This is a genomic window from Streptomyces beijiangensis (assembly GCF_017315755.1).
Classification (GTDB): Bacteria; Actinomycetota; Actinomycetes; order Streptomycetales; family Streptomycetaceae; genus Streptomyces; species Streptomyces beijiangensis.
The window spans coordinates 1-376 of sequence record NZ_JAFLRJ010001675.1 but is presented as its reverse complement, the minus strand read 5'-3'; the positions used below and the strand labels follow the sequence as shown (position 1 = coordinate 376).

Below are 376 nucleotides of genomic sequence, written 5' to 3'. Positions count from 1 at the left end.
GCTGAATGTCGGCTCCTTTGCCGAAAACACGAGAACCGCCTGATCCACGTTGCTGATCGGAGGTCTGACCAATTCATTGAATCTGTCTTTAATCTCGAGAATGTAGCCTTCCTTATCGTTATCGGCTTGGTAGACAACATCGTCGCCGACGAGAGGGGTTACTTTATTTTTTCTGAAAACCCCTCTTCCTCTGCACTGAATGACCTGATCGCTATCCAATACATAGTAAAATCCACTTAATGCTTTAATGATTTTGCCCTCAGGCATATCGCACCTCCCTTATTCATCCTCAGGATATTCAATCGTTTTTGACCTGACTACTTTATCGTTGATCGTTACTTGATAATACCCTTTTTGGCCGGGCGCAATCCTGAAT

1 protein-coding gene is annotated in these 376 nt (G+C 44.1%); it reads right to left on the bottom strand.

Features of this window, described 5'->3' with window-relative positions; translation table 11 throughout:
- On the bottom strand, positions 1 to 267 hold a 267-nt coding region (locus J0695_RS46640; protein ID WP_242553843.1), incomplete at its 3' end, for a ribosome small subunit-dependent GTPase A.
- Positions 268 to 376: the final 109 nt, after the last annotated feature.